At 68.7% G+C, this 24,033-nt stretch carries 24 protein-coding genes and 1 pseudogene; 8 read left to right on the forward strand and 17 right to left on the reverse strand.

Annotated features, from left to right (window positions below):
• Window positions 1-34 precede the first annotated feature (34 nt).
• Window positions 35-779, forward strand: a pseudogene (locus C7T91_RS18740) (aminotransferase class I/II-fold pyridoxal phosphate-dependent enzyme); the annotation flags it as partial.
• 28 nt (window positions 780-807) lie between these two features.
• On the opposite strand, the gene C7T91_RS32735 reads toward C7T91_RS18740, so the two are convergent.
• A complete protein-coding gene (locus C7T91_RS32735) occupies window positions 808-1,425 on the reverse strand; it encodes an acyl-homoserine-lactone synthase (RefSeq protein ID WP_161555997.1) in 618 nt (205 codons plus the stop codon).
• A gap of 129 nt (window positions 1,426-1,554) precedes the next feature.
• Between C7T91_RS32735 and C7T91_RS18750 the strand changes: the two genes are divergently transcribed.
• The 3 genes from C7T91_RS18750 to fba all read left to right on the forward strand — a co-directional run bounded on the left by C7T91_RS18750 (window position 1,555) and on the right by fba (window position 4,866).
• A complete protein-coding gene (locus tag C7T91_RS18750) occupies window positions 1,555-2,445 on the forward strand; it encodes an autoinducer binding domain-containing protein (protein WP_108260553.1) in 891 nt (296 codons plus the stop codon).
• Window positions 2,446-2,837: 392 nt separating this feature from the next.
• Window positions 2,838-3,809 carry a class 1 fructose-bisphosphatase gene (locus tag C7T91_RS18755; protein ID WP_108260554.1) on the forward strand — a complete coding sequence of 324 codons (972 nt, stop codon included), beginning with the start codon at window positions 2,838-2,840 and terminating at the stop codon, window positions 3,807-3,809.
• A gap of 16 nt (window positions 3,810-3,825) precedes the next feature.
• Window positions 3,826-4,866 carry a class II fructose-bisphosphate aldolase gene (gene fba / locus C7T91_RS18760; RefSeq protein WP_108260555.1) on the forward strand — a complete coding sequence of 347 codons (1,041 nt, stop codon included), beginning with the start codon at window positions 3,826-3,828 and terminating at the stop codon, window positions 4,864-4,866.
• A gap of 268 nt (window positions 4,867-5,134) precedes the next feature.
• On the opposite strand, the gene C7T91_RS18765 is transcribed toward fba, so the two are convergent.
• The 10 genes from C7T91_RS18765 to hmgA form a co-directional block, all read right to left on the reverse strand.
• Window positions 5,135-6,421, reverse strand: a complete 1,287-nt coding sequence (locus C7T91_RS18765) for an ABC transporter substrate-binding protein (RefSeq protein WP_201742142.1) — start codon at window positions 6,419-6,421, stop codon at window positions 5,135-5,137.
• A gap of 155 nt (window positions 6,422-6,576) precedes the next feature.
• Window positions 6,577-7,620, reverse strand: coding sequence for a substrate-binding domain-containing protein (locus tag C7T91_RS18770; RefSeq protein ID WP_108260556.1), 1,044 nt, complete (start codon window positions 7,618-7,620; stop codon window positions 6,577-6,579).
• Window positions 7,621-7,786: 166 nt separating this feature from the next.
• Complete coding sequence (locus C7T91_RS18775) at window positions 7,787-8,113, reverse strand: hypothetical protein (protein ID WP_108260557.1); 327 nt, start codon at window positions 8,111-8,113, stop codon at window positions 7,787-7,789.
• 5 nt (window positions 8,114-8,118) lie between these two features.
• Complete coding sequence (gene tolR, locus C7T91_RS18780) at window positions 8,119-8,589, reverse strand: protein TolR (RefSeq protein WP_236638324.1); 471 nt, start codon at window positions 8,587-8,589, stop codon at window positions 8,119-8,121.
• On the reverse strand, window positions 8,586-9,257 hold the full coding sequence (gene tolQ, locus C7T91_RS18785; RefSeq protein WP_108260558.1) for a protein TolQ: 672 nt from the start codon (window positions 9,255-9,257) through the stop codon (window positions 8,586-8,588). Before tolQ ends, tolR begins: the two co-directional genes overlap by 4 nt.
• Window positions 9,258-9,311: 54 nt before the next feature.
• On the reverse strand, window positions 9,312-10,103 hold the full coding sequence (locus C7T91_RS18790) for a tannase/feruloyl esterase family alpha/beta hydrolase (protein WP_108260559.1): 792 nt from the start codon (window positions 10,101-10,103) through the stop codon (window positions 9,312-9,314).
• A 167-nt stretch (window positions 10,104-10,270) separates the two neighbouring features.
• On the reverse strand, window positions 10,271-10,525 hold the full coding sequence (locus C7T91_RS18795; RefSeq protein WP_108260560.1) for a YdcH family protein: 255 nt from the start codon (window positions 10,523-10,525) through the stop codon (window positions 10,271-10,273).
• An 85-nt stretch (window positions 10,526-10,610) separates the two neighbouring features.
• Complete coding sequence (locus C7T91_RS18800) at window positions 10,611-11,450, reverse strand: DMT family transporter (protein ID WP_407943317.1); 840 nt, start codon at window positions 11,448-11,450, stop codon at window positions 10,611-10,613.
• 138 nt (window positions 11,451-11,588) lie between these two features.
• Window positions 11,589-12,545, reverse strand: a complete 957-nt coding sequence (locus tag C7T91_RS18805) for an aspartate carbamoyltransferase catalytic subunit (RefSeq protein ID WP_108260561.1) — start codon at window positions 12,543-12,545, stop codon at window positions 11,589-11,591.
• A 256-nt stretch (window positions 12,546-12,801) separates the two neighbouring features.
• The gene (gene hmgA / locus C7T91_RS18810) at window positions 12,802-14,187 is read right to left on the reverse strand and encodes a homogentisate 1,2-dioxygenase (RefSeq protein ID WP_108260562.1); all 1,386 of its coding nucleotides are present in this window, start codon (window positions 14,185-14,187) and stop codon (window positions 12,802-12,804) included.
• Window positions 14,188-14,348: 161 nt separating this feature from the next.
• On the opposite strand from hmgA, the gene C7T91_RS18815 reads away from it, so the two are divergent.
• From C7T91_RS18815 to C7T91_RS18825, 3 genes are read left to right on the forward strand one after another with little or no spacing between them, the layout of a single operon-like run.
• Window positions 14,349-14,822 carry a MarR family winged helix-turn-helix transcriptional regulator gene (locus C7T91_RS18815; RefSeq protein WP_108260563.1) on the forward strand — a complete coding sequence of 158 codons (474 nt, stop codon included), beginning with the start codon at window positions 14,349-14,351 and terminating at the stop codon, window positions 14,820-14,822.
• Window positions 14,806-15,435 (forward strand): maleylacetoacetate isomerase, encoded by a 630-nt coding sequence (gene maiA / locus C7T91_RS18820; protein WP_108260564.1) that lies wholly within the window; start codon window positions 14,806-14,808, stop codon window positions 15,433-15,435. The genes C7T91_RS18815 and maiA overlap by 17 nt, the downstream gene beginning before the upstream one ends.
• A 51-nt stretch (window positions 15,436-15,486) precedes the next feature.
• Window positions 15,487-15,963: a MarR family winged helix-turn-helix transcriptional regulator gene (locus C7T91_RS18825; protein WP_108260565.1), complete on the forward strand. Its 477-nt coding sequence runs from the start codon at window positions 15,487-15,489 to the stop codon at window positions 15,961-15,963.
• Window positions 15,964-15,970: 7 nt separating this feature from the next.
• Here the strand turns inward: C7T91_RS18825 and hppD are convergent, their stop codons facing one another.
• A complete protein-coding gene (hppD, locus tag C7T91_RS18830; protein ID WP_108260566.1) occupies window positions 15,971-17,083 on the reverse strand; it encodes a 4-hydroxyphenylpyruvate dioxygenase in 1,113 nt (370 codons plus the stop codon).
• A 123-nt stretch (window positions 17,084-17,206) separates the two neighbouring features.
• Here hppD and C7T91_RS18835 point away from each other — a divergent pair, with 123 nt between their 5' ends.
• The gene (locus C7T91_RS18835; RefSeq protein WP_108260567.1) at window positions 17,207-17,683 is read left to right on the forward strand and encodes an Lrp/AsnC family transcriptional regulator; all 477 of its coding nucleotides are present in this window, start codon (window positions 17,207-17,209) and stop codon (window positions 17,681-17,683) included.
• Between the two features lie 37 nt (window positions 17,684-17,720).
• Here C7T91_RS18835 and C7T91_RS18840 read toward each other — a convergent pair whose 3' ends face one another.
• From C7T91_RS18840 to C7T91_RS18860, 5 genes are all read right to left on the reverse strand, one after another.
• Window positions 17,721-19,190: a TRAP transporter large permease gene (locus tag C7T91_RS18840; protein ID WP_108260568.1), complete on the reverse strand. Its 1,470-nt coding sequence runs from the start codon at window positions 19,188-19,190 to the stop codon at window positions 17,721-17,723.
• Window positions 19,187-19,813, reverse strand: coding sequence for a TRAP transporter small permease subunit (locus C7T91_RS18845; protein WP_108260569.1), 627 nt, complete (start codon window positions 19,811-19,813; stop codon window positions 19,187-19,189). The genes C7T91_RS18840 and C7T91_RS18845 overlap by 4 nt, the downstream gene beginning before the upstream one ends.
• Window positions 19,814-19,826: 13 nt before the next feature.
• Window positions 19,827-20,891, reverse strand: coding sequence for a TRAP transporter substrate-binding protein (locus tag C7T91_RS18850; protein WP_108260570.1), 1,065 nt, complete (start codon window positions 20,889-20,891; stop codon window positions 19,827-19,829).
• Between the two features lie 86 nt (window positions 20,892-20,977).
• Window positions 20,978-22,678 carry an FAD-dependent oxidoreductase gene (locus tag C7T91_RS18855; protein WP_108260571.1) on the reverse strand — a complete coding sequence of 567 codons (1,701 nt, stop codon included), beginning with the start codon at window positions 22,676-22,678 and terminating at the stop codon, window positions 20,978-20,980.
• A gap of 367 nt (window positions 22,679-23,045) precedes the next feature.
• Window positions 23,046-24,029: an ABC transporter permease gene (locus C7T91_RS18860; RefSeq protein WP_108260572.1), complete on the reverse strand. Its 984-nt coding sequence runs from the start codon at window positions 24,027-24,029 to the stop codon at window positions 23,046-23,048.
• Between the last annotated feature and the right edge of the window lie 4 nt (window positions 24,030-24,033).

Raw genomic sequence — 24,033 nt, forward strand, 5'->3', positions numbered from 1 at the left:
GCNAAGCCGTGCCGAAATCGATGCCTTCATCGTGATGGACGTGATGGAAGCCGCCCGCAAGGCCGAAGCGGCCGGACGGCACATCATCCACATGGAGATCGGCCAGCCCTCGAGCCCCNGCGCCCGCGGAGGCGCGNCCGCGCCGNTCGCGCAGGCGCTGGAAGAGGATGCGATGGGCTATACCGTGGCGCTGGGGCTGCCCGCGCTGCGCCGCGGCATCGCCGATCTGTGCAAGCGCTGGTACGGCGTCGATCTCGACCCGGCGCGGGTGGTGGTGACGAACGGCTCGTCCGGGGCCTTCGTGCTGGCCTTCACCGCGCTTTTCGACGCGGGCGCCCGCGTCGGCGTGACCGAGCCCGGCTATCCCAGCTACCGCCAGATCCTCAAGGCGCTGAACTGCGTGCCGGTCGGCATGCCGACCCGCGATTCCGCCCGCCATGTGCTGGAACCGGTCGACGTGCCCGGNGGGGCTCGACGGCATCATGGTGGCCTCGCCGGCCAATCCCACCGGCACGATGCTGGACCAGGGCCAGCTTGCGGCGCTCCTGGAGCAGGCGCAGGCCCGCGGCACCGCTTTCATTTCAGACGAGATCTATCACGGGCTGCATTACGGGCAGCGCGCGGTCTCGGCGCTGGAGATCGACCCCGACGCCTGGGTGATCAACTCCTTCTCCAAGTATTTCTCGATGACCGGCTGGCGCGTCGGCTGGATGGTCGTGCCCGAGCGCGACGTCCGCACCGTGGAACGGCTGGCGCAGAACCTCTTCATTTGCCCGCCGCAGAACGGCGTCGAGAGCTTCTGACCCGTCATGCCGCGCGGCGATCCGGCCGCGCCATGGCCGCCCGCTCTGCCAGGCGGGCGGCACTTTCCTGAAGCGCCCAGTCCGCTGCGGCGGTGCAGTCCCAGCGGCAGAGCCAGGTCTCGCGCCCGTCGGTTTCGAAGCTGTCGAGCCGCTCCGAGTGCCAGCCGCTGCGCGCGATGCCCCGCGCCACCCCCGGATAGACGACCCCGAAGAGCCGCTCCTGCCCGCTCTGCCGTCCGTGGCGGCAGAGCGCGATCAGCAATTCGGCAATCGCCGCGCGGCAATCCAGGGCGCCGAGACCGGGCGCGCTGCAGAGCCGCGTGACTTCGCTCATCTGCGACAGCCCGCCCCCGTGGCGGCGCCAGACATCGGGAAAGGCCGCCTGCGCCATGCTGCCCGCCGAGGCGCGGCGCAGCCGGAGCGAGGCGAGATGCCGTCCTGCCCGCGCCGCGACCAGATATTCCGTGCCCGGCGCGTCGAAACTGTCGACCTCCCGTCCTTCGCCGGTCAGCACCAGCGGCCAGCCGTGGCGGGCCACGAATTGCGCGGCGCGGTCGCGGTGGACCGATGCGGCCAGATCTGCCCGGGCCGTGAAATCAGCGTATTGGAATGCGGTGACCATGAAACCTCCTGGGTCCGGACCATTTAGAACAAATTGGAAACACCCACAGGAAGCCGCAGAGAAATTGACAATCGGTTTCCGTGCTCCAAATGATTTTCCCCTACGGAAATTCCTGTTAGGCTGCCTTCGATGGCGAACTGGGTCTACACCTCCCTCGTGAACTCCGTCGGCTCGCTCCGGGAAGCGGGCGAAGACACTTTGGCCGCCGACATCCTGCGCCTGGTGCAGTCCGGACAGCTGGAAACCATCCGCGTCTTCCGCCACGAGGAGGCGGAACGGCTCTCGGCGAAAATCGGGCGGATCCGCGACACGACCGGCCTGCTTGACGTGCTGCATGCGCTGGCCGAGCGGTTCGGCGCCAGCCATGCCACGGTGCATGTGGTGACCGACACGCCGTCGATGCTGATCGACCCGCGGGTGGTGACCACCTATCCCGACAGCTGGATCAGCCGCTATGTCGAACGCGGCTATTCGGCGATCGACCCGGTGATCGCCCGGGCGCGGATCAGCGACGCGGGCTTCTTCTGGGACAGCCTCGACCGGTCGCTGCCGCGGGTTGCGGGATTCTTCTCGGCTGCTGCCGAGCTGGGCGTGGGTGCAGCAGGCTACACCCTGCCCAAGCGCATCTGGAAAGACCTGCGGGTGGCGCTGACGCTGTCTTCGGACCAGCCCGATGCCGAGTTCCGCGAGGCGCTCCAGCCGCAGATCTCGGATTTCGAGTTCCTCGCCGACCAGATCCTGCGCAGCTATGCCGAAATCGCCTCCGAGGAAATCCGGTCCGACCGCAGGCCGCCGCTGGAACTGCTGCGGCTGCTGCAGGCGCTGTTCCAGGGGGCCACGATGGCGGAGGCCTGCACCCGCTACGGCGGGATGGACCCGGACGAGGCCGAGGCCCGGATCAGCGCCTATTACGGCACCCGCACCCTGATGCAGGCCGCCATGATCGCGGCACGGCTGCACCATCTGGACTCGTTGCCCTACGAACGCTCGGACATCGCCGGGGAAGACCGCTCCGCCTGAGCGTGCTGCCGCCTCAGCCCCAGGGACCGCTGCGCGGCGCCGCAGGACGCGGACGCGCGGTGGCCGCTGCGGGACGGCGGCTCCCAACCGGTGTGCCATCTGGCCTTGCACCGCGTGCAGCATCTCGAGGCGGTCCGCTTTCCGTTGGCGGGCCGGGAAGCGCGGCCGGGCCGGACCGCGGCACGGGCGCAACCAGCGCAAGGACCGCGGCGGACCGGATCCGGCTGCCCGGCTCCCTTTGCGCGGAAAGGTCGCGCATCGGAGGAAACAAGCGGTTAATTGCGGATGGGGGGCGTGACGTATCGCCTTGTGATCTTTTCAAGCGGATGGCTTATCGGTAATCACGGGGACCGAAGACCCGGGCCCCGAGGCCCGCCGAACCCAGAGGTACGATGCTCGTCCTGTCCCATGATGGTCCCTCGTCGTCCGAGACGCTCGAGGAATTCCTTGCCGGCCAGCCCGGTCCCTCCGAGATCGTTGCCGCGATTGCCGCCGCCCTTCCGCCCCTGGCGCTGCGCCTGGCCGCGGGCCACCTGCCGGGCGACCCGGCGGCGCTGGTCGGCACCAATGACAGCGGCGACCGGCAGAAGGCGCTCGATGTCGGCGCCCATGACCACCTGATGCTGGCGCTCAAGGCCGCCGGCGTGCGGATGGTTCTGTCCGAGGAGGCCGAGGAGGTCTCGACGCTGAACCCCGGCGGGATCTGGGACGTCGCGATCGACCCGATCGACGGCTCGGGTTCGATCGGCATCGGCGCGCCGCTCGGGCTGCTGTTCGCGGTCTTCCCGGCCGGCGCGGCGGGGTTCCTGCGCAAGGGCCGCGAAGCCGTGGCGGCAGGCTATGCCTCCTTCGGCCATTCGCTCGATTACGGCTTCTCGCTCGGCGCGGGCGTCCATATCGCGACCTGGGACCCGGTGCTGCACGCGTTCCTGATGACGCGCCACGACGCCAAGGTGCCCGCCGAGACCAAGACCATCGCCTACAACGCCTCGAACGAACGCCACTGGCCCGAAGAGATCCAGCGCTATGCCGCCGACCTGCGCGCCGGCACGGACGGCCCGCGGGGCAAGGATTTCAACATGCGCTGGCTGGCGGCGGCGGTGGGCGAACTGCACCGCATCCTGCTGCAGGGCGGCGCCTTCCTTTATCCGGCAGACCGCCGCAAGGGCTATGAAAACGGCCGCCTGCGACTCTGCTACGAAGCCATTCCGGTCGCCTTCCTGCTAGAGCAGGCGGGCGGCAGGGCCACGGACGGGACGCGGGACATTCTCGATCTCGTGCCGTCCGCGCCACACCAGCATACCGCCCTCGTCTTCGGCTCCGCCGGCGAGGTGTCCACGATTGCCAAGTATCTCGCCGACTAGCGAAAGGATCGTTCCGATGTCCCGTATCACCCTGAGACAGCTTCTCGACCATGCCGCCGAAAATGATTACGGCATCCCGGCCTTCAACATCTCCAACATGGAGCAGGGCCTGGCCGTCATGGAGGCCGCGGACAAGACCAACTCGCCGGTCATCATCCAGGCCAGCCGCGGCGCGCGCTCCTATGCCGGCGACACCGTGCTGCGCTATCTGATCGACGGCCTGGTGGCGATGTATCCGCATATCCCGGTCTGCATGCATCTCGACCACGGCAACGGCCTGGCGACCTGCGCGACCGCCGTCCAGAACGGCTTCACCTCCGTCATGATGGACGGCTCGCTGAAGGAAGACGGCAAGACCCCGGCAGATTTCGACTACAATGTCGGCGTCACCGCGTCGGTCGTGAAGATGGCGCATGCCTGCGGCGTCTCGGTCGAGGGCGAGCTCGGCGTGCTCGGCAGCCTGGAAACCGGCATGGGCGACCAGGAAGACGGCCATGGCGCGACCGAGAAGCTGAGCCATGACCAGCTGCTGACCGATCCCGACGAGGCGGTGAAATTCGTCGAGGCGACCAATGTCGACGCGCTGGCGATCGCCATGGGTACCTCGCACGGCGCCTACAAGTTCACCCGCAAGCCCGACGGCGACATCCTGGCGATGAACGTGATCGAGGAAATCCACCGCCGCCTGCCGAACACCCACCTGGTGATGCACGGCTCCTCCTCGGTGCCGGAAGACCTGCAGGAGATCATCAACGCCTATGGCGGCGAGATCAAGCCGACCTGGGGCGTGCCGGTCGAGGAAATCCAGCGCGGCATCAAATCGGGCGTGCGCAAGATCAACATCGACACCGACAACCGCATGGCGGCCACCGCGGCGATCCGCCGGGCCTTCGCCGAGAACCCCGGCGAATTCGACCCGCGCAAGTATCTCGGCCCGGCACGTGCCGAGATGGTCAAGATCTGCGTCGCCCGCTACGAAGCCTTCGGCACCGCGGGCCATGCCGACAAGATCAAGGTCGTTCCGCTCGACGCGATGGCCAAGCGCTACGCCGCCTGATCTGTCCTGCGGACGGGCCCGCGCGGCCTTTCCGCCGCATTGCCTCAGGGCCCCGGCTGTCCGGCCGGGGCCCTTCGCGTTCCGGGATCGGTCCCGCTCGAAGGCGGCGAGCCCGCGATCCGGCCCAGCCTTCGGCATGGGCTCCGCGGCGCGCGACTTCCGGCTTCGGGCAGCGGGCAAGGCGGGGGCGCCTGCCGCGATGCGGGGGCACGGGCCGGACGGCCCGCAGGACTTCGGATCGGGAACGGGGGCGTCCGGGGCGTCCGGGCTACCAGCCGCGGCCCTTCAGGTCGCCGAGGTCGAGCTCCAGCAGCTCCAAGTTCTCCGCGGCGCTGCCCTGGCCCGAGAGGGTTTCGTGCACGGCGCTCCAGAACTTGGCGGAGACCTCGTTATAGGCGCCCTTGGTCGGGGCGGAAGGGCGCGGCACGGCCTGCTGGAAGATCTCCTTCCAGCGCGGGACGATCGGCTGGGCGGCGGCGATTTCGGGATCGTCGTAGAGTGCGGCCAGCGTCGGCAGATGCGCCTCGCCGAGCGCCCCGGCCTTCTGCGCCTCGGGGCCCGCCAGATAGAGCGCCAGCGAGATCGCCGCTTCCTGGTGGCGGGAATATTTCGACACCGCGACGTTCCAGCCGCCGAGGGTCGCCGCCGGGCCGCCGTCATCGCTGCCGCCCGCGGGCAGCGGCGCGACGCCGAAAAGGTCCTTGATCGGGCTGTCCGGGCCGTTGCCGAGCGCATAGGCATAGGGCCAGTTGCGCATGAATAGCGCGTTGCCGGTCTGCCAGACGCCGCGCGCCTCCTCTTCCTGGTAGGCCAGCACGCCCGGCGGCGAAATGGTGCCGACCCAGGCTGCCGCCCGCTCCAGCGCCTCGACGGCGGCGGGATTGTTGACCGAGACGGTGCCGTCCGGCTCCACCACATGGCCGCCGCCGGAGGAGGCGATCCATTCCAGCGCGTTGCAGCTCAGCCCTTCATAGGCGTTGCCCTGCCAGACGAAGCCCCAGAAATCGCCGTTCCCGGCGGCGCGCTCTGCCTCCTGGATGCGCGCGGCGGTCCCGGTCAGCTCCTCCCAGGTCTGCGGCACGCCGGCGCCGTACTTTTCCAGCAGGTCGGCGCGGTAGTAGAGCGCGGGCGCGTCGGTATAGAGCGGCAGCGCAACCAGCCGGCCGTCCACGGTCTGCGACTCGATGATCGCCGGGAAGCTCGCGGCGGCGATCTCTGCGGCCGGTTCCGAGAGGTCGACGAACTGGTCGGCGAGCTGCGCCGCCCAGATGATGTCGGTCTGGTAGAGGTCGATATCGGCGTTGCCTGCCGCCAGCCACAGCCGGTACTGGCCGAACTGGTCCGAGGTGGAGGCGGGCATCGGCACGAAGTTCACCGCGTTGCCGGTCGCCTCCTCCCAGACGCGCACCTTCTCGCGGAAGCTCTCCATCGCCGTGCCGACCACGCCCGAGGCATAGCTGATCTCCACCGCGGCCGCGGGCCAGGCCGTGACCGCCAGCGCCATCGCCGCGCCGAAGGCCCTGCCGTCCAGCCGTCCTGCCGAAATCCGTCCCATCGGTTTCCTCCCGTGTGGTTTGGGGCCGCGCCGCAGCGGGCGGCACGGCCACGTCCGGACCCTCCTCCCGGCATCCGAAACGTTTCGGAAAACTTGATACGCGAATCACGGGCGGGCTGTCAATTCGCCCGGCACAACCGGAAGTTGCCTCCGCTTCAGGCTCTGGCAGGTCCGGTGGAGCGTCCTTCGAGGAAGCTGAAGGGCGAGATTTTCTGAAGGTCTTTCAGGTCCTTGCCTTCGATCGCCTCCTTCAGGATATCGGCGAGCGGTCCCCAGCTTTCCGACAGAGATGCACGGGTCACGGTGAGGGCGGGGAAAAAAAGTTCCGGCCGCTCATGGGCCACGACATCGTCATGGGCCGCCACCGAAACGTCTTCGGGGATGCGCAGCGACAGCGCGGACAGCGCCCTGTAGACCCCCTTGGCGATGCGGAGATTGCCGCAGATCACGGCGGTTGGCCGCGGCTGCGGGCCGGAGAACATCTGGACCGCTGCGATCATGCCGAAATCTTCGGTCATTGGCCCGTTGCGCAGCTGCTCGGGGGCCGCCGCGGCGCCGAATTCTGCCAGTCCCTCCTCGAAGCCGCGCTGCCGCGCGCCGACATAGGAGAAATCCTGCGGCCCCGAGACCATCCCGATCCTGCGATGGCCGAGCGCTCCCAGGTGGCGGGTCAGGTGCAGGACCAGCCCGTGATTGTCGATATCGAAGAACGGATGCGGCGCGGCCTCTTCGGTGCGGCCATGGACCACGAAGGGGATGGCGTTCTCCATCAGGTGGCGGATCCGCACATCTCCGGGGCGCGGCCCGGTGACGACGAAGCCGTCCAGCGACCCTCCGCGGACAAGCTGGTCGTAAGTCTTCACGATATCTGGGCGTTCCGGGCCGCTGGCTTTCGGGGCAAGATGCAGGACGAATTGCATGCCGCGGCTGGAGAACTCTTCCGACAGGCCGGTGACCGTGGCGAAGAGGATCTCTTCGCGCTCGATCCCGGCGAAGCTCTGCTCGACGAAGCCGACCACGCCCGAGCGGCCCGAGACCAGGCGCCGGGCGGCGCGGTTCGGGAAGTAGTTCAGCTGGCGGGCGGCCTCCTCGACTCGCAGCCGCGTGGCTTCGCTGACATCGTCATGGCCGTTCAGCGCCCGGCTGACCTGGGTCACCGACAGCTCCAGGTGGCGGGCGAGATCTCGCAAAGTGGTCATGGGCGGCCTGTTTTCCTGCAATTGCGTCCGAGACTAGAGCGGCCGCGCGCAAGTTGGAAGCGCCTGTCCGGTCATCCGGCGCGCAATCCGCAACGTTTCGGAAGGTTCTGCGCCAATTCTCTGCCGGCGGGTTGCAAAGATTAGATACTGACGTATAAATTAGGAATTAGCGAACAAAAGGCAGGACTGCCCGTCGGCTTCGCGTCATGGAGAGAGGACAAGAGATGAACAAGGCATTTGCATCTGCCGGGGACCTTGAGGAGAAGGCCGTCAGCTTCACGCAGGTGGGGGACCTTGCGGGCGGCGGCGCCGCCGCGGGCGTCTCGGGCAGCTCCGAGGGGCTCAGCAGCGTCACCTGCACCGCGGCAGGCGTCTGCGGCGGGCGGCCGAAATGCGGCAGGCCGAAAATCGCCAGCAGGATCAGCACGGCATGCAGCGCCAGCGACTTGCCGACCGGCTTCTTCAGGAAGGACAGGCGGGGGATCAGGCGCACCGGCGCTACTCTCCCCCGAGGGTCGGGCCGCCATCTTCGGTGACGAGGCCGATCCGGTTGAACCCGGCCGCATTGAGCGCGCCCATCACCTGCATGACCTGGCCGTAGGAAATCCCCTGGTCGGCCCGCAGGAACAGCTGCCGGTCGCTGCGCTCCTCGGCAATCGCCGAGAGCCGCGGGATCAGCTGGTCGCGCGCGATCTCGGTGTTCTGGATCGACAGGCCGCCATCGGTCCGGATAGTGATGGTCAGCGGCTCCTCCTCGGGCATCGGCAGCGATTCCGCCGCCGTCTCGGGCAGCTCGACCGGCACGCCGACCGTCAGAAGCGGCGCGGCCACCATGAAGACGACCAGCAGGACCAGCATCACGTCGACGAAGGGCGTGACGTTGATCTCCGACATCGGCAGGTCACGCGAATGCGACCGGCGGCGCCGGTTGCCCCGCGCGCCGCCGCCGGAATTGCGCATCGGGGTCATCCGCCCGCGACCTCCCGGCTCAGCAGCGTCGAGAACTCGTCGGAGAAGGCTTCCCAGCCCGCGATGATCCGCGCGCTGTCGGTGGAGAGCTTGTTGTAGAAGATCACCGCCGGGATGGCCGCCAGCAGCCCCATGCCGGTGGCCAGCAGCGCCTCGGCGATGCCGGGCGCGACGATGGCGAGGCTCGTATTGCCCTCGGCGGCGATGTTCTGGAAGCTTTCCTTGATGCCCCAGACCGTGCCGAAGAGCCCGACGAAGGGCGCGGTCGAGCCGACCGTGGCGAGGAAGGCCAGCCCGCGCGACAGACCGTCGGCCTCGCGGCCGATCGCGACATCCATAGACCGGTCGATGCGCGAGGAAACCCCCGGCGCGATGCGGCCGTCCTTGCGGATCGAGCGCTGCCATTCGGCGAAGCCCGCGACGAAGATCCGCTCGGGCGCCGAGCCGGGATTGTCGGAGATCCGGTCATAGAGCTCGTCCAGCGGGTCGCCCGACCAGAACCGGTCCTCGAAGGCCGACAGGCGGCGGCGGGCCAGCCGGAAGGCGGCGATCTTCTGGAAGAACACCGTCCAGGCCCAGACCGAAGCCGCCAGCAGGAGCAGCATGACCAGCTGCACGGTCGGAGAGGCGCGCCAGAAGAGCGCCAGTAGCGAAAAGTCGTGATCCATTGATCTGCCTGTGTCCACAAGGCGGCTTCTGCCGCTCGGAATTTGCCGGCGACTCTAATTCATATCCGGGCAAAGGGAAATGACATCGGTGTCAGCCGGACCAGCAGGGCAAGGGATTCTCGGCGGGAAAGCGCCTGCCGCCCTGCCCAGGCTCTGCCGGTCCGCGCGGGCCGGACAGCGCCGCGCCGGATGTTTGGCGGAGCGGCGGCAGAGTCCGGCCCCGCTCAGCCGCCGAGTGCCTCGCATCCGCGCCGCTGCCACCATCGCATGCCGCCCGCCATTCGAGCAGCCGATGCCGTAGGCCTGGTCGATCGCGCGCCCGTAGAAGGCCTCGACCGCCTGCCGCGCCACCGGATCGAGCAGCGCGACGGCCCCGTAGCCGTACATCCGCCGCGCCCCGAAATCGGCGCCGAAGGCTGCGCCTCCGGCCAGGCCGGCCTCGGGGAAGGCATCGCCATTATGGCCGGCATCCGAGGAGACCACCGCGTAGCCACGGGCCAGCGGGCTGGTCTCGCCGGTGCCGGATTTCAGCGCGCCGGTGGCAGGCTTCACCGCCCCGTCATTGCCGCCGTTGAACTGGTGGACATAGTTGCCGTTCCAGTCCTCGGGCAGCGACAGCTCGAAATTCAGGGCATAGGCATGGCCGTCGGTGCCGGTACGCTCCGCCATGGTGCCGCGGACCCGGCAGATGGCGACCGGGCTTTCCTCGCCGGGAGCGATCGGCTCGGCGGCGGTCAGGCGCACGCCCTCGGGCCCCGGTGCGTCAGCGGTCAGCCCTCCGCAGTCCACGGCCATCGCCGAAACCGGCAGGAGCGCCGTGGTCAGGCCCAGGATGATGCGCTTCATCGGATTTTCCTCCCTTGTCTCTTGCCCCCGCTCCGGTGCTCCGCCGCCCGCGGCGGGGGAGGGCGCGGGAGGGGGGATCTGCCCCCTCCCGGCCTTGTCCGGCAATCAGCCCTGGCGCACCGCCCGCGTGTCTCCCCGCCGCGTGCGGTGCGCTCCGGCCCGGGCCGTCAGACGGCCGCGGGCTCCGCCCGGGACAGCAGCTTTGCAAGCTGGTCCTTCAGGGCGACGCGGGTGCGGCGCAGCCGCAGGGCTTCGATATCGCACATCGGCTGGAGATTGGTCTCCACCCGGTGCAGGATATCGTTGATCTCGGTGTACTCATCGGCCAGCCGGGCGACGCGGGCGTCGGTCTGGCGCAGATGGCGGAGGGTCTCGACTTGCGCGGGGAACTCCTCGGCCAGGGCGTGGGCAACGTGGGTCATCGTCGGTGTCCTCATCTACAGGTGACCCCCGCAGCTTACGCAGAGACAGGCCGGGCGCGCCTTGATGCCGATCAAATCCGCCCGCTCAGGCGGGCCGTTTGGCGGCATGTTCGCGCCAGGCGATGAAGGACACGGCCGAAACGATCACGCCGCCGCCGAGGATGACGAAGGGATCGGCCGCTTCGCCGAAGACCAGGTATCCGAGCAGCACCGACCAGACGAGCTGCAGGAAGGTCACCGGCTGGGTGACGGCGACCGGCGCGGCGCGGAAGGCCAGGGTCATCAGGTAATGGCCGAGATTGGCGAAGACCGCGGCGAGGGCCAGTATGGCCAGCACCGGCCAGGGCGGCGTGACCCAATGCGCGATCGCCAGCGGCGCCAGGATCGGCGTCACCGACAGGCTCAGCCAGGCGACGATCACGGTCGGCGGGAAGCGGCCCGCCAGGGTCTTGCCGATCACGTAGGAGCTGCCGAGGCTGACCGCGGCGAGGATCATCGCGAAATGCCCCGGTTCCAGCGTGCGGAAGCCCGGGCGCAGCAGGATCAGCGCGCCGATCAGCGCGACCGCCACGGCGGCGATCCGGCGCAGGGCGAGCTTTTCGCCGAGAAACAGCGCGGCGCCGACGGTGACGCAAACCGGCGAGAGATAGTTGATCGCGGTGACCTCGGCGATCGGGATCTGCGCGATGGCGAAGAACCAGGAGCAGATCGCCACCGCATGCACCAGCCCGCGCCCGGCAAACAGCCGCAGGTCGCGGCCCTTCGGCCAGTGCGCGCGGATGCGCCCGGCCAGCGGCAGCAGGAAGACCAGCCCGAAGGCGAAGCGCAGGAAGGCGCCCTCGGCCACCGGGACGGCATCGCCCACCGATTTCATCGCGGCGATGAAGCAGACGAAGGCGAGGCCCGAGAGGACCATCCAGCCCATGCCGGCGAGCGGCCGCTGTCCCGGCAGCGGATGCGGCGTGACTTCAGGCAATCACCACCACCAGGACGGTCAGCGCCGCCATCACGACAAGCGCGGCCAGCGCGATCATCCCGCTCATCCGCGGGTCCTTGGGATCGTTCATGCCATGACCGGCGCGGCGGCGCGTTCGGCCCGCAGGTTGCGCGCCAGAAGGTCCATCGCGGCCATGCGGACGGCGACGCCCATCTCCACCTGCTCGCGGATCACCGAGCGGGTCAGGTCGTCGGCGATCAGCCCGTCGATCTCGACGCCGCGGTTCATCGGGCCGGGATGCATGACGATGGCGTCGTCCTTGGCATAGCTCAGCTTCTCGGCATCGAGGCCGAAGCGGTGGAAATACTCGCGCTCGGACGGGATGAAGCCGCCATCCATGCGCTCGCGCTGGAGGCGCAGCATCATCACCACGTCGCAATCCGCGAGCCCCTCGCGCATGTCGTGATAGACCTCGACGCCCCAGTCCTTGACGCCTGCGGGCAGCAGGGTGGGCGGACCGACGAGGCGGACGCGGTTCTCCATCTTGTGCAAGAGCAGGATGTTCGAGCGCGCCACGCGGCTATGGGCGATGTCGCCGCAGATCGCGATGTTCAGCCGGTGCAGCCGCCCCTTGGAGCGGCGGATGGTCAGCGCGTCCAGAAGCGCCTGGGTCGGATGCTCGTGCCGCCCGTCGCCGGCGTTCAGCACCGCGCAGTTGACCTTCTCGGACAGGAGGTCGACCGCGCCGGAATGCGGATGGCGCACCACCAGCAGGTCGGGATGCATCGCGTTCAGCGTCACGGCGGTGTCGATCAGCGTCTCGCCTTTCTTCACCGAGGAGGTCTGCATCGACATCGACATCACGTCGGCGCCCAGCCGCTTGCCCGCCAGCTCGAAGCTCGACTGGGTGCGGGTGGAGTTCTCGAAGAACATGTTGACCTGGGTCATGCCCGCCAGCGCGTCGCCATGCTTGTGCTCGCGGCGGTTCATCTCGGCATAGCTGTCGGCCAGGTCGAGGACCGTGCGGATTTCTTCGGGATGAAGCGGCTCGATGCCGAGGAGGTGCTTGTGGCGGAAGGTCATGGGGGTCCTCGCGGAGATGCTCGGGCCGGTTCTAGCGGGCGGGGCCGCCGCTGCCAAGGTGGCGCGCCGCCCTGAGGTCGGCGGCGGTGTCGACATCGGCCAGCATGTCGGCCATCGCCACGCGCCGGCCGTCCAGCGTCGCCAACGTGGAAAGGCACCCCGCCGCTGCTGCCTGCCGCCGGACGGGACCACCGGCGGCAAGGACCTCTCTGCCGCCGGGGCGGCGGGCGTCACGTCCCGCCCCGGAGGGGCGGCGTCACTTTTCGCCGGGCGTGCCGTCGAACTTCTTCTCGAGGCTGGTCCAGCAGTCGATGTAATCGTCCTGCATCGGCGCCTCGTGGGCGGCGAAGTCGGTCAGGTGCTGCGGGAAGCGCGTCTCGAACATGAAGGACATGGTGTTGTCCTGGAAGACCGGCTCCATCGGCTCGGTCGAGGCGCCTTCGAAGGCGTTGCGGTCCGGCCCGTGCGGCAGCATCATGTTGTGGAGGCTGATGCCCCCCGGCACGAAGCCCTGCGGCTTGGCGTCATAGATGCCGCAGATGTTGCCCATCAGCTCCGACATGATGTTCTTGTGGTACCACGGCGGGCGGAAGGTGTTCTCGGCCACCATCCAGCGCTCGCGGAACAGCACGAAGTCGATGTTGGCGGTGCCCTCCTGCCCCGAAGGCGCGGTCAGCACGGTGAAGATCGACGGGTCGGGATGGTCGAACAGCACCGCGCCGACCGGGGAATAGGTCCGCAGGTCGTATTTGTAGGCGCAGTAATTGCCGTGCCAGGCGACCACGTCCAAGGGCGAATGGCCGATCCAGGTCTCGTGGAACTCGCCGCACCATTTGATGACGACGCGGGACTTCGCCTCGCGGTCCTCGAAGGCGGCGACCGGCGACTTGAAATCGCGCGGATTGGCCATGCAGTTGGCGCCGATCGGCCCGCGGTTCGGCAGGTCGAACTTCTGGCCGTAATTCTCGCAGACGAAGCCGCGGCAGGGCCCCTCCAGCACCTCGACCCGGTAGACGAGGCCGCGCGGCAGGATGGCGATTTCCTTCGGTTCCAGGTCGATCACCCCGAGTTCCGTGCAGAAGCGCAGCCTGCCCTCCTGCGGCACCACCAGCAGCTCGCTGTCGGCGGAGTAGAAATACTCGTCGACCATCGACTCGTTGACCAGATAGACATGGGTCGCCATGCCGACCTGGGTGTTGACGTCGCCTGCGGTGGTCATGGTGCGCATGCCGGTGATCCAGGTCAGCGGCGCATCGCTGTGCGGCACCGGATCCCAGCGGTACTGGCCGAGCGAGACGATGTCGTTCGCCGCCGCGCTGTCCTTCGCGGTGGTCACGTAGGGCGCGGTCTTCCAATAGGGCACGGCGATCTTCTGGAACCGTCCGGCATGTTTGACGCTGGGCCGGATGCGGTAGCACCAGGTCCGCTCGTTCTGGCCGCGCGGCGCGGTGAAGGCGGTGCCGGAAAGCTGCTCGGCATAGAGGCCATAGGCGCATTTCTGCGGGCTGTTGCGGCCCTGCGGCAGCGCCTCGGGCAGCGCTTCGGTTTCGAAGTCGTTGCCGAAGCCCGGCATGTAGCCCTCATGCGTGCCGGTCGCCCCGGCGGCGCGGATCATTCCCTCGGGAAGGCTGTGGCGCGTCATGTGAAATCCTCCGTGTCGTCCGGGTCTCCCGTCCCGGTCTCTGCCTCCGTTATTCATTGCAAATGCAATGATGTCAAGCTAGACGTTGCATATGCAATGAATTGACCCTTGCAGCCCCCCGGGACGCGGGCGAAACTGCCGCAGACGGACAGGAGTTTTCCATGGAAGATCAGCACGATCCTGCGCAGCCGCCATTCGATCTGGACCGGTTCACGCCCTACCGGCTGTCGGTCGCGGCCGAGCGCGCCTCGGAGGGGCTTGCCCGGCTCTACCGCAGCAGATTCGGCATTTCGGTGGCGGAATGGCGGGTGCTGGCGCATCTGGAGCATTCCGGGAATGTCTCGGTGCGGGACATCGAGGCGCGGGTGGCACTGGAGAAATCCAAGGTCAGCCGGGCGGCCACGCGGCTGGAGGCGGCAGGCTACATCGCCAAGGCGGTGGACCCGGCGGACCGGCGGCTGGTGCAGCTCTCGCTGACCGAGGAAGGCCGCGCGCTGATGGCCGAGATCCTGCCGGTGGCGCTGGGATTCCAGGCCGAGCTGGAGGCGCGTCTGGGCGCCGCCTTCGACGGGCTGGAGCAGGGGTTGCAGAAGCTTCTCGACGGCACGGAGGACAAGGATGATCCGTCTGCATGACTACTGGCGCAGCTCGGCAAGCTACCGGGTGCGCATCGCGCTGGGACTGGCGGGGCTCGCATGGCAGAGCCTGCCGGTCGATCTGGTGGCCGGGGCGCAGCGCGCGCCGGACCATCTGGCGCGGAACCCGCAAGGTTTGGTGCCGGTGCTGGAGATCGACGGGCTCGCGCTGACCCAGTCGCTGGCCATCGTCGAATATCTCGACGAGACCCGCGGGCTGGGACTGGTCCCGGGCGATGCCGCGATGCGCGCCCGGGTGCGGGCGCTGGCCCAAGCCGTGGCAATGGAGATCCACCCGGTCTGCAACCTGCGCGTCGCCCGCCATGCGGTCGCGCAATCGGGCGGCGGCATCACCATGGAAAGCTGGATGCGCGACGTCATCGCGCCGGGGCTGGCGGCGCTCGAGACGATGGTCGATGACGGCGATTTCTGCGCCGCCGGACGGATCACGCTGGCCGATCTCTGCCTGGTGCCGCAGCTCTACAACGCGCGGCGCTGGGGCGTGGACCTGGCCGCCCTGCCCCGGCTGTCGCGGATCGGCGCGCATCTCGACGCGATCCCGGCCTTCGCCGCTGCCCATCCCGACCGGGTGCCGCAGAGCGCAGAGGCTTGACAAGCCCCTGCCCGGTCCGCTGCAAACGTGGCGGACACGGAAGGCACGCCCATGCAGATCGAAAGCTTCTTCCCCTACCGCCTCGCCATTGCGGCGGAGAGTTTCTCGCGACGGCTGGCCACCGTCTACGGGCGGGAGTTCGGGCTGAGCCGCGAGGAATGGCGGATGCTGTTCCTGCTGCGCGGCGGGGCGGTGAATTCGGCCGAGCTGGGGCGGCGCACCACGCTCGACAAGGTGCAGGTGTCGCGGGCCGGGCAGCGGCTGGAGGATCGCGGGCTGATCACCCGCCGGGTGCTGCCCGCCGACCGGCGGCTGCGCGAGTTCCGGCTGACCGAGGCGGGACGCGCGCTGTTCGACGCGGCCTTCCCCGAGGTCGAGGACACCGCTGCGGGCCTCCTTGATCGCCTGGCACCCGAGGACCGGGCCGCGCTGATGCAGGGGCTCGACGCGCTTATGGCGGCGATGGAGTGCCTGCCGGTGCCCCCCGGCGAGACCGGACCGCCGCTGGCGGAACCGGCCGGCAGCTGAGCCGGGATCACTCGGCCGGTTCCGCCGCCAGCACGCCGCGGCGGATCTGGTCCGCCTCGATCGACTCGAAGAGCGCGCGGAAATTGCCCTCGCCGAACCCGTCATCGCCCTTGCGCTGGATGAACTCGAAGAAGATCGGGCCGATCACCGTGCGCGAGAAGATCTGCAGCAGGATGCGGGTCTCGCCGCCGCCGACCACGCCCTCGCCGTCGATCAGGATGCCGTGCTGCTTCATCCGCCCGACCGGTTCCTCATGGCCGGAAACGCGGTCGCGGGACATCTCGTAATAGGTGTCGGGCGGGCCCGGCATGAATTTCATCCCCGCCGCGGCGATCGCGTCGGTCCCGGCATAGATGTCCTCGGAGCCGATGGCGATATGCTGGATGCCCTCGCCCTTGTAGCGCCGCAGGTATTCCTCGATCTGGCTGCGGTCGTCAGTCGACTCGTTGATCGGGATGCGGATCTTGCCGTCGGGCGAGGTCAGCGCCCGGCTGACCAGCCCGGTCTGCTGGCCCTTGATGTCGAAGAAGCGGATTTCGCGGAAGCCGAACGTGTCGTGGTAGAAGCGGTACCAGGTGTCCATGTTCCCGCGGATCACGTTATGGGTCAGGTGGTCGAGATAGTAGAAGCCGAAGCCCTCGGGGCGCGGGTCTTCCTCGCCGATCCAGTCGAATTCCGCCGCATAGCAGGAGCCGTCCTCGCCATAGGTGTCGACGAAATAGAGAAGCGAGCCGCCGATGCCGTAGACCGCGGGCAGGTCCATCGACTTTCCGGGGCGGGTATAGGCGGTGCCGCCGGTCGCCAGCGCGCGCTCCATCGCGACCCCGGCATCGACCACGCGCCAGGCCATCGCCGGAGCGCAGGGACCGTGCTCGGCGGCGAAGCGTGCGGCATGGCTGTCGGGATCGGCATTCAGCAGGTAGTTGATGTCGCCCTGCCGGTAGAGCGTGATGTTCTTGCTGCGGTGCTTCGCCACCGGGACGAAGCCCATCTGCCGGAAGGTCCGGTCGAGCTTTTGGGGCTCGGGATGGGCGAATTCGACGAATTCGAACCCGTCCGTGCCGGCCGGGTTCTCGGCGGAAATCTCCGCCTTCGGGGCATCATGCGGGAAAGGTCCCATGCGCGTTCCTCCTCTGAACTCCTCCAGAGTGCCGGAAAACCGCTGCAAGGGGGTTGCATTTGCAACCATTGCGGGTGGAAAAATGACCTCTGAGATGCATGAAACCGCGAAAGGGTGCACGGGATGCGCATCGATGACTATGACCGCGCCATTCTCGACGCATTGCAGCGCGACGGGGCGATGACCAATGCGGCGCTGTCGGAGGTGGTGAACCTATCGGCCTCGCAATGCTCGCGGCGGCGCGCGGCGCTGGAGGCGGCGGGGATCATCGCGGGCTATGCAGCGCGGCTCGACGCGAAGAAGCTGGGCTTGGGCCTGCGGGCGATCATCCGGGTGAACCTGCGCGATCACGGCCAGGACAAGGAAGAGAGCTTCGCCCGCTTCCTCGCAGTGCAGCCCGAGATCCGCGCGGCCTTCTCGGTTTCGGGCGATGCCGATTACGTGCTGGTGATCGATGCTGCCGATCTCGAGGCCTTCGCCGAATTCGTCCATGGCCGTCTGCTGCCGCATCCGCAGGTCGCGCAGGTGCGCTCGGAGATCGTGCTGAAGGAGCTGAAGGACCGGGGCGGCGTTGCTTTGGAGGCGCTGCGTCCCGGCTGAAAGCGGGGCGGCCCGCGATGGCGCGCCGCCCCTCCGGTCAGTTCTGGACCGTGTGCGGGATCCAGAGCGCGATCTGCGGGAAGGCCATCACCAGCGCCAGCGCCAGCAATTGCAGCCCGACGAAGGGCAGGATGCCCTTGTAGACCTGGCCGAGCTTCACCTCGGGCGGCGCCACCGCCTTGAGATAGAACAGCGACGGCCCCATCGGCGGCGTCATGAACGAGGTCTGCAGGTTGATCGCCAGCAGGATCGCGAACCAATAGGCCAGATCCGCCTTCGCCACATGGTCGCCGAAATCGAGCGACAGGATGATCGGCGCGAAGACCGGCAGGACGATCAGCGTGATCTCGATCCAGTCGAAGAAGAAGCCCAGCAGGAAGACCAGCGCCAGAACCATGACCAGCAGGTGCCAGGGCGTCAGCTCCATCGCGGTGACCGCATCGGTGACCAGATGCTCGCCGCCCAGCAGCCGGAAGGTCAGCGCGAAGGCCGTGGCCGCCAGGATGATCATGAAGATCATGCCGGTGGTCAGCGCCGAGTCCCGCGTCGCCTGCATCGTCGTCCGGCGCCAGCCGCGGTTCTCGGCCGAGAACCGCCGCAAGGGCCCGCCGCCCGACGTGTTGGCAGCCGCGCCCTCGATGGCAAAGCGGGTATAGCTGAGGCCTGTGTATATCGCCGGGCGGACGAGGAAGGCCAGCGCCAGCGCTCCGGCCGCGCCGATCCCGGCGGATTCCGTCGGCGTCGCCCAGCCGAAGATGATCGAGCCGAGCACGATGAAGATCAGCAGGAAGGCCGGCACCAGCCCGACTGCCAGCGTGACCGCAAGCTGCCCCCAGCCGGTGCCCTCGCCGCCGCGCGCCGCCGGGGGCGCGGATTTCGGCGACAGGAGGCTCACCGCGACGATGTAGACGAGGTAGAGCCCGCCCAGCAGGATGCCCGGCCCGAAGGCCGCCATGAACATCGTCCCGACCGAGCGCGACAAGAGGTCGGCGATGATCACCAGCATGATCGAGGGCGGGATCAGGATGCCCAAGGTTCCGGAGGCGGCGATCGTCCCCGTGGCCAGCGGCACCGAATAGCTCTTGCCCAGCATCACCGGCAGCGCCAGAACGCTCAGCATCACCACCGAGGCGCCGACGATGCCGGTCGCCGCGGCGAGGATGATGCCGAGGAGCGTGACCGACAGCGCGAGCCCGCCCGGCACCCGCTGCAGCGCGCGGTTGAGGCTGCCCAGCATGTCGCGGGCGACCCCGCTCTGCTCCAGCACCAGCCCCATGAAGACGAAGAGCGGCACGGTGGTCAGGGTCAGGTTCTCGGCCGCCCCGCTCCACATCCGCTGGGTGATGGTATAGAGCTGGATCGGGATCAGCTCCCCCAGGGCGATGCCGATCATGCCGAAGGCGACGCCGACGCCGCCCAGCACGAAGGCCACCGGAAAGCCCGAGAACAAGAGGATCGCCATCGTGCCGAACATGAAGATCGGCAGGTATTCGACGAAATGGCTCACAATCCGCCCCTTTCCATGCGTTCGAGATCGGCCGCCGCCGGATCTGCCAGGGCCGCCGCCGCGCGCAGCCCGCGGCTGATCCCGGCCAGCGCCAGCAGCGCGAGGCCGAGGGGCAGGAAGGACTTGATCGCCCAGCGGAAGGGCAGCCCGTCGATCGATTGCGACACCTCGTTGCGCACGAAGGAGGTATGCGCGAAATTCCAGGCGTAATAGCCGGTGACCGCGCAGAACGGCAGCAGCAGAAGCAGGATGCCCAGAAGCTCCACCGCCGCCTTGCCGCGCGGCCCGAGCCGCGAGAACACGAGGTCGATCCGCACATGCCGGTTGTGGATGAAGGCCACGCCGAGGAAGCACATGATCAGCACCGTGTGCAGGTGCCATTCGGCCTCCTGCAGGCGGGTCGAGCCCATGCCGAAGAGCCTGCGGGACGTGACATCCCACATGACGACCGCGATCAGGCCGAGAAGCGCATAGCTGGCCCCGCGGCCGATCGCGTTCAGGACGCTGTCGATGCCGTCGCTGACGGCCAGCAGGGACCCGGCGGCGCCGGTCCGGCGCGGCGCGTGCGTGCGGGTTGCGCCCGGCCCTTCCGGCCGGGACGCCAGTTGCGGCGAGAGTGTCATGGCATCCCCCGGATCAGTCGGCCGCGGGCTTCAGGTAGCCCAGATCCTGCCAATCCGCATAGCTGGCGCGGAAGGCATCGTAGGACTCCATCACACGGGCGAAATTGGCGTTCTTCGCGCTTTCCTCCTCGGCCACCTCGGCCCAGGCCGAACGCAGCGCGCCCAGCACCTCGTCCGGCCAGCGGGCGATCTCGACATTGCCGTCGTCGAGCATCGCCCGGATCGCGCCGGGCTGGGCGGCGGCGCCCTGGGTCAGCGTGCGCAGCGAGGCCTCGCCGCAGGTGGTCTCGATCGCCGCCTGCTGGGTTTCGGACATCGCGTTCCAGGTGTCGAGATTGATGATCAGCGTGTCGATCGCGACCTGCTGGTGCCAGCCGGGGAAATAGGCGTAATCCGTCACCTGGTCGAAGCCCGCCGCAACGTCGATCGAGGGGTTGGAATACTCGCCGCCGTCGATCACGCCGCGTTCCAGCGCGGCATAGACCTCGGAGCCCGGCACCAGCTGGATCGAGGCGCCGAGCTTGGCCAGCACCCGGCCGCCGAGGCCGAAATAGCGCAGCTTCAGGCCCTTGAGGTCGTCGACCGTGTCGATCTTGCGGGTGAACCAGCCGGCCGTTTCGGGCGCGGTCAGCGTGCAGACGAAGCCCTTCAGCTTCAGCCCGGCGAGCAGCTCGTCATGCAGCTCCTGGCCGCCGCCCTCGCGCATCCAGGCCATGTATTCGGTGACATCCGGGCCGAAGGGCACGGCGGTGAAGATCTGCAGCGCGGGCTCCAGCCCGGCGCCGTAGCCCGGCGTGCCGAAGGCCATGTCCACCGCGCCCTGCGACACCGCGTCGAAGTAATCCGTCGCCGGGACCAGCGCGCCCGGCTCGAACACGTCGACCTCGAGCGAGCCGCCCGAGAGCGCCTCGATCCGCTCCCCGATCCAGGGCGAGATTTCGCCGATCACCGGGGTCTGGGTCGGGAAAGCCGCGTGCATCCGGAGCTTGGTCACGTCCTGCGCCTGCGCGGCGGCTGCCGCGGCAAGGGCAAGTGCCGAAGCGCCGGCAAGGGCGCGCATGGTGGTTCTGGTCGTCATTGTGGGTCCTCCTCCTGAAATCGTCGCGGCGGCAGGGCCTGCCGCCGGGCCGTCCCCCGCCCGGATGCGGGCGGGGGACCGTGCCGTTACTGGTTGGCGCCCGCCATGTGGCGCGCGGCGATGTAGCCGAAGGTAATGGCCGGCCCCAGCGTGATGCCGCCGCCGGGATAGTTACCGCCCATGATCGAGGCGGCGTCGTTCCCGGCCGCATAGAGCCCGGTGATCGCCCGTCCCTCGGTGTCGAGCACGCGGGCATTCTCGTCGGCCCGCAGCCCCGCGAAGGTGCCCAGATCGCCGATCACCAGCTTGACCGCGTAGAACGGGCCCTTGCGGACCGGCGCGACGCAGGGGTTCGGCTTGTGCTCGGGGTCGCCGAGCGAGCGGTTGTAGGCGGTGCTGCCCTTGTGGAATTCCGGGTCCTTGCCGTCGACGGCGTGGCGGTTGAACTCGGCCACGGTCTTCTCCAGCTGCACCGGATCGGCGCCGATCTGTTCCGCCAGTTCGGCAATCGTCTTGCCGCGCAGCAGATAGCCGGTCTTCAGGTGCTGCTTGTAGGGCACCGGCGTCGGTTTGGCATAGCCCAGCCCGTATTTCCGGAAGGTCCGGTGGTCGGCGATGAAATAGGCGCAGATCTCGCCGCCTTCCTCGGTGCAGCGCTGGTGCATCGCCTGGCAGAAATCGTGATAGGAATTCGACTCGTTGACGAAGCGCCGCCCCGAGCGGGTCACCGCGATGATGCCGGGCTTCGAGCGGTCGACGAAATGCGGGAAGGTGCCCTGGGTTCCGTCGGGCCGCACCGGGCGCGAGATCGGCACCCAGGCCGCGGCATGGGGCAGATCCTCCTGCACCGAGGCACCGATCTTCTCGGCCATGCGCAGCCCGTCGCCGGTATTGCCGGGCGGGGCCGGCGAGGCATGTTCATAGCCCGAGGGCGCATGCGGGAACAGCTTCTTGCGGCGCACCGGGTCCTGCGGGAAGCCGCCCGCCGCCATGACGACGCCTTTCGCCGCCCGGACCTCGACCGGTCCGGTCGCGGTGTCGACGATCGCGCCGGTCACCCGGCCAGACGCGTCGCGGGTCAGCTCGCGCACCGGCGAGCGGGTCCAGATCGGCACATTCCGGTCGAAGCAGGATTTGGCCAGCCGCGCCACCAGCGCGTTGCCGTTCATCAGCCGCATGGCGCGGCCGTGGAACGCCTTGTCGCGCAGGAACTTGGCGAAGAGCCCGCTGACGAAGATCGCCGAGACCGGCGAGCGCGTCACGTTGAAGAAATGCAAGAGCTCCTTGCCCGAGCCGATCATCATGCCGAGCACGGTGATCTCCTCGAGCGGCGGGCGCAGCCGCTTGATCTCGCCGCCGAGCTCGCGCCCGTCGAAGGGCTTGGCCACGATCGACCGGCCGCCCGGCATGCCGCCCGGCTCGTCCGGGTGATAGTCCGAGAAAGTCGGGCCGAGGTCGAATTGCAGCGTGGTGTTCTTCTCGAAGAAATCGACCGCCTTCGGGCCGTTCTCCAGGAAGGCGTCGACGCGGGCCTCGTCGAAGAAGGCCCCGGTCTCGCCCCTGAGGTAGATCTTGGCCTTCTCGGCCGCGTCCTCGACCCCGGCGCGCTTGCCCGGCGCATTGCCCGGGATCCACATCCAGCCGCCCGAGCGCGCGGTGGTGCCGCCGAAGACGGGTTCCTTCTCCACCACCAGCACGCGCTGGTGATGATGTGCGGCGACGACGGCAGCGGAGAGGCCACCGGCCCCCGAGCCCACCACCAGCACGTCGCAATCATGTTGCTTCATCTCGACCTTCCTTCCTTCGGTCCGGAGCCGCCCGGGGCGGCCTTCCGCAAAGCTGTCCAGAGCGAGGCAGTGGGCTCCCGCCGCGCGGATCTGCCTGATCCGCCCGTGCCGGCCCGGCGCGCATGCGCCGCCTCCTCCCTGTCCCGGCCCCCCGTTTCCGGCGGCGCATCCGCGCCGCGGGAGGCGAGTCTCCTTTGGCCGGGCGATGGGTTATTGTTAGCCTTTTGCAAATTGAGTCGTCAATAACTAATCTTTTGATTGGCCCGGGCCTGGCCGGAAAATAGCGGCGGGCGCCGGAGGGAAACTCCGGCGCCCGCCAGGGACCGCCACGCCGGAAGGGCCGCGGCCGGGGAGCAAGTTGGAGGGATCAGGCCTTGCGGCGCAGGATCCCGGGCAGTTCGCGCACCGCGGTCGCCGCGATGATGACCAGCGCCTGGATCAGCAACTGCACCGCCGAGCCCGCGCCGAGCGCCATCACCAGGATGCCGAGCTGGGTCATGAAGACCGCCGCCACGCCCGAGGCGATCACGCTGCCGCGCCCGCCCGAGAAGGGCGTGCCGCCGACCACCACCGCGGCGATGCCGGGCAGCAGGAAATCGGTGCCGGCATTCTGCGAGGCCGAGCCGATGAAACCGGCATAGAGCATGCCCGCCACAGCGAAGCAGACCGCCGCCGCGCCATAGGTGCCTACCTGGTAGGCCAGCACCGGCATGCCCGCCGCCCGCGCGGCACGGGGATTGGCCCCCACCGCCACGAAGCGCCGCCCGATCAGCGTCCGCGCCGAGATGACGGCGATCGACAGCAGGAAGCCGAGCGACAGGACCAGCGTCCAGGGCACGCCCAGCACGTCGCGGTGCGAGAAGCTCTCCAGCGCGTCGGGCACCGCCAGCGGCGTGCCGCGCGACAGCATGTTGACCGCGCCCAGAAGCACCGCGTTCATCGCCAGCGTCGCCACGATCGGCATGATGTTGAGCCGCGCGACCAGGAGCCCGTTGAGCGAGCCGCAGAGCGCGGCCACCGCCACGGTGCCCGCCACGGCCAGCAGCATGGAATCGGCGGCGAAGCCGAGCTTGGCCACGACCACGCCGCCGAGGCTCATCATCGCAGCACAGCTCAGATCGAGCCCGCGCTGCTGGATGACGATGGTCTGGCCGGCCGCGACGATGGCCAGCATGGCGGCGAAGGGCAGCATCGCGCTCAGCGAGGCGGGCCGCACCGTGCCGGGGGCGACGATCGCCGAGATCGCGAAGAGCGCGGCGGTGGCGATCCAGATCCAGCCGAATTCGCCGGGCAGGCGCAGCCGGAACACGGGGGACTGCGGCGCGGCGGCCGCGAAGGTCTGGGCTTTCATGGGA

This window comes from Mangrovicoccus ximenensis (genome assembly GCF_003056725.1).
GTDB lineage: Bacteria > Pseudomonadota > Alphaproteobacteria > Rhodobacterales > Rhodobacteraceae > Mangrovicoccus > Mangrovicoccus ximenensis.

Coding starts and splice junctions, on each gene's coding strand:
- C7T91_RS18835 (WP_108260567.1), top strand. CDS start 17,207: ATGCGCATCGATGACTATGACCGCGCCATTCTCGACGCATTGCAGCGC.
- C7T91_RS18770 (WP_108260556.1), bottom strand. CDS start 7,620: ATGACCACTTTGCGAGATCTCGCCCGCCACCTGGAGCTGTCGGTGACC.
- C7T91_RS18765 (WP_201742142.1), bottom strand. CDS start 6,421: ATGGGACGGATTTCGGCAGGACGGCTGGACGGCAGGGCCTTCGGCGCG.
- tolQ (WP_108260558.1), bottom strand. CDS start 9,257: ATGGATCACGACTTTTCGCTACTGGCGCTCTTCTGGCGCGCCTCTCCG.
- C7T91_RS18750 (WP_108260553.1), top strand. CDS start 1,555: ATGGCGAACTGGGTCTACACCTCCCTCGTGAACTCCGTCGGCTCGCTC.
- C7T91_RS32735 (WP_161555997.1), bottom strand. CDS start 1,425: ATGGTCACCGCATTCCAATACGCTGATTTCACGGCCCGGGCAGATCTG.
- C7T91_RS18815 (WP_108260563.1), top strand. CDS start 14,349: ATGGAAGATCAGCACGATCCTGCGCAGCCGCCATTCGATCTGGACCGG.
- fba (WP_108260555.1), top strand. CDS start 3,826: ATGTCCCGTATCACCCTGAGACAGCTTCTCGACCATGCCGCCGAAAAT.
- C7T91_RS18845 (WP_108260569.1), bottom strand. CDS start 19,813: ATGACACTCTCGCCGCAACTGGCGTCCCGGCCGGAAGGGCCGGGCGCA.
- C7T91_RS18860 (WP_108260572.1), bottom strand. CDS start 24,029: ATGAAAGCCCAGACCTTCGCGGCCGCCGCGCCGCAGTCCCCCGTGTTC.
- C7T91_RS18855 (WP_108260571.1), bottom strand. CDS start 22,678: ATGAAGCAACATGATTGCGACGTGCTGGTGGTGGGCTCGGGGGCCGGT.
- C7T91_RS18795 (WP_108260560.1), bottom strand. CDS start 10,525: ATGACCCACGTTGCCCACGCCCTGGCCGAGGAGTTCCCCGCGCAAGTC.
- C7T91_RS18825 (WP_108260565.1), top strand. CDS start 15,487: ATGCAGATCGAAAGCTTCTTCCCCTACCGCCTCGCCATTGCGGCGGAG.
- hmgA (WP_108260562.1), bottom strand. CDS start 14,187: ATGACGCGCCACAGCCTTCCCGAGGGAATGATCCGCGCCGCCGGGGCG.
- C7T91_RS18755 (WP_108260554.1), top strand. CDS start 2,838: ATGCTCGTCCTGTCCCATGATGGTCCCTCGTCGTCCGAGACGCTCGAG.
- tolR (WP_236638324.1), bottom strand. CDS start 8,589: ATGACCCCGATGCGCAATTCCGGCGGCGGCGCGCGGGGCAACCGGCGC.
- C7T91_RS18790 (WP_108260559.1), bottom strand. CDS start 10,103: ATGAAGCGCATCATCCTGGGCCTGACCACGGCGCTCCTGCCGGTTTCG.
- maiA (WP_108260564.1), top strand. CDS start 14,806: ATGATCCGTCTGCATGACTACTGGCGCAGCTCGGCAAGCTACCGGGTG.
- C7T91_RS18805 (WP_108260561.1), bottom strand. CDS start 12,545: ATGACCTTCCGCCACAAGCACCTCCTCGGCATCGAGCCGCTTCATCCC.
- hppD (WP_108260566.1), bottom strand. CDS start 17,083: ATGGGACCTTTCCCGCATGATGCCCCGAAGGCGGAGATTTCCGCCGAG.
- C7T91_RS18800 (WP_407943317.1), bottom strand. CDS start 11,450: ATGGGCTGGATGGTCCTCTCGGGCCTCGCCTTCGTCTGCTTCATCGCC.
- C7T91_RS18850 (WP_108260570.1), bottom strand. CDS start 20,891: ATGACGACCAGAACCACCATGCGCGCCCTTGCCGGCGCTTCGGCACTT.